Origin of the sequence: Candidatus Lernaella stagnicola, assembly GCA_030765525.1 — a bacterium.
GTDB lineage: Bacteria > Lernaellota > Lernaellaia > Lernaellales > Lernaellaceae > Lernaella > Lernaella stagnicola.
In genome coordinates this window covers 1-7,312 of the sequence record JAVCCK010000011.1, presented here as the reverse complement: position 1 = coordinate 7,312, position 7,312 = coordinate 1, and the positions used below count along the sequence as shown (strand labels likewise).

Below are 7,312 nucleotides of genomic sequence, written 5' to 3'. Positions count from 1 at the left end.
GTGCTGCAACTGATGAACCGCTCGCTGAATCTGGTCACGAACATCATCCCGCCGCTCGTGCTGGTCATCGGCCTGGCGGTGATCGTACACGTGCTCAACCGGTACGAAGAGGCGTATCGACGCATCGGCCGGCAGCGCGAGGCGCTCATCGAAGCCGTCGCGCACTTGGTGCACCCGTGTTTTCTGACGAGCCTGACCACGGCCATCGGTTTCGCGTCGCTCGCGATTTCCCGGATCAAGCCGATTCGCGAAACCGGGTTGCTGGCCGCGTTCGGCGTCATGATGGCCTTCGTTATCTCGATTGCCCTGGCGCCGGCGATTCTGTCGCGGCTCAAACCGCCCGTCGGCCGCGAGCGCCGCTCGCCACGGCACGATGCGGTCGACCGCGTGCTGCAGGCGTGCGCGCGGCTGGTGGTTCGGCGGCCGCGTCTGGTGCTGGTCGTCAGTTTCGTGACTACCGGCCTGGCGATTGTCGGCATGACGCAGCTTACGGTCGAAACGAACCTGATCGAATACTTCAAACCGGAAAGCCGCATCCGCAGTTCCTTCCGCTTTCTGCAGGAGCACATTTCCGGCGCGAACTCGTTGGAATTTTTTCTGGAGGCCGACCGGGACGAGGCCATGATCGAACCCGAGGTGCTGCGGGCGGTCGAGGCGCTGCAGCGCGAAATGGAAAAGTCGCCGCGCGTTACCTCCACGCAGTCGCTGGCCGACCTGGTCAAACTGCTCAATCGCGCCCTGCATGGCGACGACGAGGCATTCTTCCGCATACCCGATACACGCGAAGAGGTCGCCCAGCTTCTGTTGCTGCTATCGATGTCCGACGACCGCGGCGGGTTGGATCACTTCACCGACCTCAACTATCGGCACGGGCGCATCGCGGCGCGTATGACGACGGTGCCCTCGCAAGTGCTGCGCGGCTGGCTCGACCATTTCAACGCCTTTGCCGACGAGACGTTTCCCGATTACGTTCACGCCGCGGCAACCGGCGAAGTGGTGTTGTACGTCAACATGGAGCGAGAGCTTGTGGCGGGCCAACTCAAAGGTTTCGCGATCGCGATTATCATCATCATCGCCTGCGTGGTGTTAGTTTTCTGGTCGTGGCGCGTCGGCGCTTACAGCATGTACCCGAACATCATGCCCGTCGCGATGACCCTGGGTTTGATGGGGCTCGCGCGTATTCCGATCAACCTGGCCACGTGCATGATCCCGTCGATCGCCATCGGTATCGCCGTGGACGACACGATTCACTTCCTGGCTCGTTTTCGCGCCGAATATCGAGCGCAGCAGCAACCGGATATCGCCGCCGCCATCCATGTCACGCTGGCCACGACCGGCCGCGCGATGGTGATCACGTCGGTTGTGTTGTTCGGCGGTTTTCTCGTGCTGCTGGCTTCGCAGTTCCAGCCCAACCTCTATTTCGGCGCGCTGACGGCATTGACGATGGTGTGGGCGCTATTGGCCGATTTGCTGACGGTGCCCGCGTTGCTGGTCGTGTTGCGCCCGCGCCGTTTCTAATCGCCGCGCGGCGCGAACAATGTAAATTCGATCGGCGGCCCGTCCTCGACCCGGTACCCAATGCCGTCCGCCTTTTCGTAGCCGTCCGGGGGCGTGTCGGGCCAATCGGCAAACGTGAAGTCCGGTGGGAACAGGCCTTTGGCCAGCCCTTGATCCTGACGCAACGCGTGCTTGTCCGCCCCAACGACGATGTCCCTGAGCACGGCGCGCGACGGCCACGCAAGGTCGTGTTCGCCACCGCGAAAGAGCACGGCCCCTCCCCGCCGGAAACAGTCGACCAAGCGCTCGTAATGCTGGATGTGAAACGTGCCCGGTCCGAAGGGCGCAAAAGCAAGCCGCGGCTCGTGTAGTCGCAGCAGAAAGCGCAGGTGCTCCTCGTTGAAGTCCGTATCGGCGGAATGCTGCACGTAACAAACGCGCGGCGCCGGTGAATCGACCGCCCGCAGAATTCGCGCCGAATCCGCACTTGCATTCGGCAGCCGCCACATCTGCTGCGAGGCCAGGATCGTCGACGCCGCCGCCAACCCGCCCCACGCCACGATCACCAAAACAGTCAGTACTTTTCGCCCCCGCAAGACGCGTCGCGCGAAAACAACGGCCAACACGGCCATCGCCGGCGTGGCGGCCAACGCGAATCGCACGATATCGCTGGGGGCGATCACAAACACGAAGATCGGGACGAGCATCCAGACCCAAACCGGCAGCCACTTGCGGTCGCGGAACAACGGATACGCGGCCAGCGCCGCGAGGAAATACACAACGCCGACCGGTCCCCATTTGCCCGCCGCGTCCACGAGCAGGGGCGCGCCGCTCTCCGCCTGCCCCGGCCCGAACTCACGGTTGTACCCCACAACGTGCAGCAGCAACGCGCGACCGATATGCTCCAAACGCGGCAGGTACCAAAACGCCGCCACGGCAGCCGCCAACACCAACGCGCCGGCCAGCCACAACCCGCGGCGGGCGTCGAAGTCGCGCCGGTGCTGCGCCAACACGACGATCAACGACCGGGCGATGAAAACGGGGAACGTGATCTTCGCCAGCAGACCGAGGCCGCACAGCAAACCGAACGCGAGTGTCGCGGGCCGTCGCGCAAAGCCGTCCGAGGCGAGTAAGAAATAATTCGCCCCCGCCGCCGTGGCGACCAAACCCATCTCCAGGTTGTACTGGCGCGAATAGCTCAGCAGGATCGGCCAAAACAGCAATGCCGCGATGGCCGTCGCGGTCGTCGCCGAGACGCCGGGCGATGCCGAAGGCGAACAACAACGTCGCCATCCAGAAGAAGGTGCCGGTCAGCGCCATGGCCCATTGCGCGCGACCCAGCAGCTTCATCACCAGCGCGGAGGCGAAGTACGTGAGCGGCGGCCACCATGCCATCCATTCGACGTCGGGCTCCTGAAACAGCGTGCTTTTCGAATCCCACATGTTTTGATTCACGAGCAGGCCGCGCAGGTAGTGGTGGGTTTCATCTTGACCGCCGCAGGCGTACGGGTGTTGCGCCAGCCACAGGGCGTTGAGCGATCCGGCCAGCAGCAGCAGAATCACGACCGCAATCCAAGTGCGGCGGGTGGCGGCGCGATGCTCGGTCATACCGTGGAAGCCCCCAAGGCATTGTTGTTGGACGGCGCTTCGCTTTCAATTATGATGGCCGCGATGATCCAGCCCCGTCAAACGACCGATCGCCGGCCCCTGGCCCTACTTGCCGCCCTGCTGGCGCTGCACGTGGCGACCAACCTCATCTGGTTGGCGCAAACGACGTCGGTGGAAATCGGGCTGCCGCACAACCACCTGTTTCAGGCGCTCGATCACGCGCTCGATCTGCCCGGCGACGGGGCTTGGGGTCAACCCGACAGCTTCGTGTATCCGCTGTCGTCGTTTTTCGTGCGGCTGCTGGGACCGTCCTACTTGTCGGTCACGTTCGTCCACACTTTCTTTTTCTTGATCGCGATCCTCGGCGTCTTCTGCCTGGGTCGAGCGTTGCGTGACTCATGGACCGGCCTGTCGGCGGCAACGCTGTTTTCCTTCATGCCCGCCGCGTACGGCATGTCGCGTCTGTATTCCGACTTGCCTTTGGCGACGGCCGCGGCGGCCTGGGCGCTGTGGGCGTTGTGGCGCGCCGCGCGCGGTTGGATATGGGGCTGGGCGCTGGCCGGAGCGCTGATCGTCGTGGCGGCTTACGGCATGTTCGTGCCGAGCAACACGGTGCTGATCGCCCTGGCGTTGGCCGGGCCGACCTGCGCGGCGCTCGTGGCCGCATACCGGCGCAGCGGTCGCGGGGGACGAGTTGTCGTCGCGGCGGTGTTCGCTTTCGTGGCCGGGGTGACGCTGCTGCAGATCGTCAGCGGCGCGCTTTTCGAGAACTACTATTTCAAGGAATCAGCGCGCTTCGCCGACGTTTCGCTGTGGCGGCACCCTCATTACGTGATCACCCAACTGGTTTTGCTGGGCGGCTACGTGCTGCGACCGTTGCTGGCGCTGGCGTTGATCGTCGGCACGGTCCTGGCGTTCAGAAACAAATCGGAAGGGCGCTGGTTCCTGCTTCTGGGTGTCGTCGTGCCGCTGGTCGTCTTGACGCTCGTGCCCAAGCGCAAAGACCTCAACCTCTTTCCCCTGCTGCCCGCAGCGGCGGTCCTGACCGCGATGGGGCTGGCGCAGTTGCGACGCGCGCGACCGTTAATCGCCGGACTGGTCGCCGTGGCTTTTCTCCAGTTCGCCTACCACACGGTCACGCCCTATTCCCCGGCCCGCCTGGTGGACGCATTGCGCCTCAGCCCAGGCCTGGAAGCGCCACCCTACCCTTGGGCGACGGCTCCGTACCGCCATCCGCCCGCCCACCGGGCCGCGTCGGCGATCGTCGCGGAAGCCGCCCGGCGCTATCCGCCGGCCACCCGCTCGACCGTACACCTAGTGTCGATGGAAGAACCGCGCAACGACGCGCTGCAATTCGAACTGGCGCTCATGGACCGCCGCATCATTTATCATGGGCCGGAATGGCAGGGCGGCGAGCCGGCCGTCAAAGGCGATTTGCTGCTCGTACCCGCGGGAGTCCCCGTGCCGCCCGGTGCGGAGAAGATCGCGGCGACGGCTTTTTACGGATTGTATTTGCCGAACAGCGAATAGAGTTCGGCGGCGATAAGTTCGTGCCCTTCCCGGTTGGGGTGGCAGAAGTCGTGGAACAGGCGGTCCGCGTCGATCTCCTCACCGCCCGCGCGCACAAACGCCGCATCCAAATCCACCAAGGCCGTGTCGCCACCACGGGCGATTTCCCGAATGACCGCGTTGATCGACAACACCGCGCCCAGATTGCCGACCATGCCCTCCCGCGCCCGCCGGTAAGCCATCGCCGCTTCGTGCGGCCGGCCCGCGAGCCGGTGCTCCTCGCCCGTAAAATAGGTCGAAGCAGCGCCATCGCGGTCATCGTCGGGCTGAGGCAAAAAGTACGCGGGACACAAACGCCGCCGATACGGCACGGTGCACAAGATCACCCGCACGCCTTTCGCCGCGGCGTATTCGGTGATTTGCGCCAGATGAAACGCGAAGGCTGTCAAGTAATTGCGGCGCTGCTTCAGCCAGGCCTCAGTGTCGAAATCAGCGACGCGTTCCATTCGCTCCGCTGACTCGCATCCGCGCGTCGGATCGAAACGCCCGCGACCTGAGTCCGCCTCGGTGTGACGACGAAGCCGCCGCACGCGGCGGGACCCGGCGATGAGATACCGATACGCGAAGCTGCGCGCCAGCGCGTGGTGGATGCGATAACGCAGGGGCGGCGCGGCCTCGTGACGCCAAGTGAGCCACTCATTGTTGCCGGAAAGGATGATCAACGCCGTCGGGGCCTGGCAATCTACGATGTGCTTGACGGCCTGCATCACGGACCGGGAATCCGCGCCGTTGCGCGCCGCGTTTGTCACGCTCCATGTATCGCCCAATTGCGAGCCCAAGCGCGCCGCGAAAGTGTCGGCATACTCGACGCCGTCTCCCCAAGCGGCCGACCCACCCACGATGAAAACCTTGCGCCGTGCACCGGACGCGTGGCCGCGTGGCAGAAAGCAACGCGGATCCTCGGGGTTGTCACCGATTTGCCGCAGCGTCAGCTCCGGTGGGCGAATATGCAGGGGGTCATCGCAGGGATCGGGCGCCTGCGACAGGGGTTCGTAGGGGCCGGCGCGATCGCCCACGGGCGGCCAATCGGTCACTTTTACGCGTTCGGCGACGCCCCAGGCACGATCGGCCACGCGCAGGAAAAGCTCGGATAATCCGAGGACCAACAACAGCGTAAGTAGTGAGTATCCGACCTTTTTCATCGAGTTGTGCCGACTCCTTGAGCGTCTTCTTTCCATCCGCACTTTATCATATTGCGCAGCGGAAATTTGACACACCGCGATCCACGCCTCACCGTTAAGCTGCTGGATAGTTCGAAGTACCACCTACATATAGGAGTAACCCTTGGTAAAAAATATCGACACGGGCGCCCTGCGCAACCTCGGCCCCATTCATCGGAACCTTCCCACCGCGGAACTGTACGAGCATTTCATCCGCCGAAATGAAGGGCGTATCGGCGCACAAGGCCAACTCGTGGTCGAAACAGGCAAATACACCGGCCGTTCGCCGCACGACAAGTACATCGTACGCGACAAAACGACCGCGAAAAAAATCTGGTGGAGCGACGACAACAAACCCTTCGACATCGACAAATTCCGGATCCTGGAAGCGCGGCTGCGCGCCTATTTCCAAGGCCGAGAGGTCTTCGTGCAGGATGTCTACGTCGGCACCGACCCGGCCTATCGTCTCGCACTGCGGATCATCACCGAACACGCTTGGACGAGCGTGTTCGCCCGCAGCCTTTTCCTGCCGGAAACCAACAAGCGCCGGCTCGCCCACTTCACGCCCGACTATACGGTCATCCAAGCGCCGGGCTTCCAAGCCGATCCCGAAGTCGACGGCACGCGCAGCGAAGCGTTCTCCGTGTCGAATTTCACGGAGAATAAAATCATCATCGGCGGCACGTCCTACGCGGGCGAGGTCAAGAAATCCGTTTTCACGCTGATGAACTTCCTGCTGCCGCAACGCAAGGTGCTGGGCATGCATTGCTCGGCCAACGTCGGCCACGACGGCGACGTCGCGCTGTTTTTCGGCCTATCGGGCACCGGGAAAACGACCCTCAGCTCCGATCCGGATCGCTCACTGGTCGGCGACGACGAACACGGCTGGAGCGAGGAAGGCATCTTCAATTTCGAAGGCGGCTGCTACGCCAAGGTGATCAACCTGTCGCAGGAGGCCGAACCGGTGATCTGGCAATGCGTGCACCAATTCGGCACCGTGCTTGAAAACGTCGTGACCGACCCGTTCACCCGCCGGCTCCGGCTCGACGACGACTCGCTAACCGTCAACACGCGGGCCGGATACGCCATCGGTCAAATCGAAAACGCCGTGCACAGCGGCCGCGCCGGTCACCCGCAAAACGTCATCATGCTCACCGCCGACGCCTTCGGGGTATTGCCGCCAATCTCCAAAATGACCGCCGACCAAGCCATGTACCACTTCATCTCGGGCTACACCGCCAAACTCGCCGGCACCGAACGCGGCGTCACCGAACCCGTGGCTACCTTCTCGGCCTGCTTCGGCCGACCCTTCATGGCGCTGCACCCGACGACTTATTCCCGACTGCTCGGCCGACGCATCGCCAAACACAAAGTCGACTGCTGGCTGATCAACACCGGCTGGACCGGGGGCCCCTTCGGCACCGGTCACCGCATCCCGATCCAACACACCCGCGCCATGATCCACGCCGCACTGGAAG

6 protein-coding genes are annotated in these 7,312 nt (G+C 63.7%); 4 read left to right on the top strand and 2 right to left on the bottom strand.

All coding sequences use genetic code 11. The features are described from left to right. Positions 1 to 1,518: MMPL family transporter (locus tag P9L99_06895; GenBank protein ID MDP8223068.1), on the top strand; the 1,518-nt coding region annotated here is incomplete at its 5' end. Here P9L99_06895 and P9L99_06890 read toward each other — a convergent pair. After that, positions 1,515 to 2,720, bottom strand: coding sequence for a hypothetical protein (locus P9L99_06890; GenBank protein MDP8223067.1), 1,206 nt, complete (start codon positions 2,718 to 2,720; stop codon positions 1,515 to 1,517). The genes P9L99_06895 and P9L99_06890 overlap by 4 nt on opposite strands. Positions 2,721 to 2,761: 41 nt before the next feature. On the opposite strand from P9L99_06890, the gene P9L99_06885 reads away from it, so the two are divergent. Continuing rightward, positions 2,762 to 2,914, top strand: a complete 153-nt coding sequence (locus P9L99_06885) for a hypothetical protein (protein MDP8223066.1) — start codon at positions 2,762 to 2,764, stop codon at positions 2,912 to 2,914. Between the two features lie 59 nt (positions 2,915 to 2,973). After that, positions 2,974 to 4,635, top strand: a complete 1,662-nt coding sequence (locus P9L99_06880; GenBank protein ID MDP8223065.1) for a hypothetical protein — start codon at positions 2,974 to 2,976, stop codon at positions 4,633 to 4,635. Here P9L99_06880 and P9L99_06875 read toward each other — a convergent pair. After that, on the bottom strand, positions 4,605 to 5,816 hold the full coding sequence (locus tag P9L99_06875; GenBank protein MDP8223064.1) for an SGNH/GDSL hydrolase family protein: 1,212 nt from the start codon (positions 5,814 to 5,816) through the stop codon (positions 4,605 to 4,607). The two genes, P9L99_06880 and P9L99_06875, sit on opposite strands and share 31 nt — an antisense overlap. Before the next feature lie 142 nt (positions 5,817 to 5,958). Here P9L99_06875 and pckA point away from each other — a divergent pair. Then, positions 5,959 to 7,312 (top strand): phosphoenolpyruvate carboxykinase (ATP) (pckA, locus tag P9L99_06870; GenBank protein MDP8223063.1); only part of this gene is annotated, 1,354 nt, incomplete at its 3' end.

Coding starts and splice junctions, on each gene's coding strand:
- P9L99_06875 (MDP8223064.1), bottom strand. CDS start 5,816: ATGAAAAAGGTCGGATACTCACTACTTACGCTGTTGTTGGTCCTCGGA.
- P9L99_06885 (MDP8223066.1), top strand. CDS start 2,762: ATGCCGAAGGCGAACAACAACGTCGCCATCCAGAAGAAGGTGCCGGTC.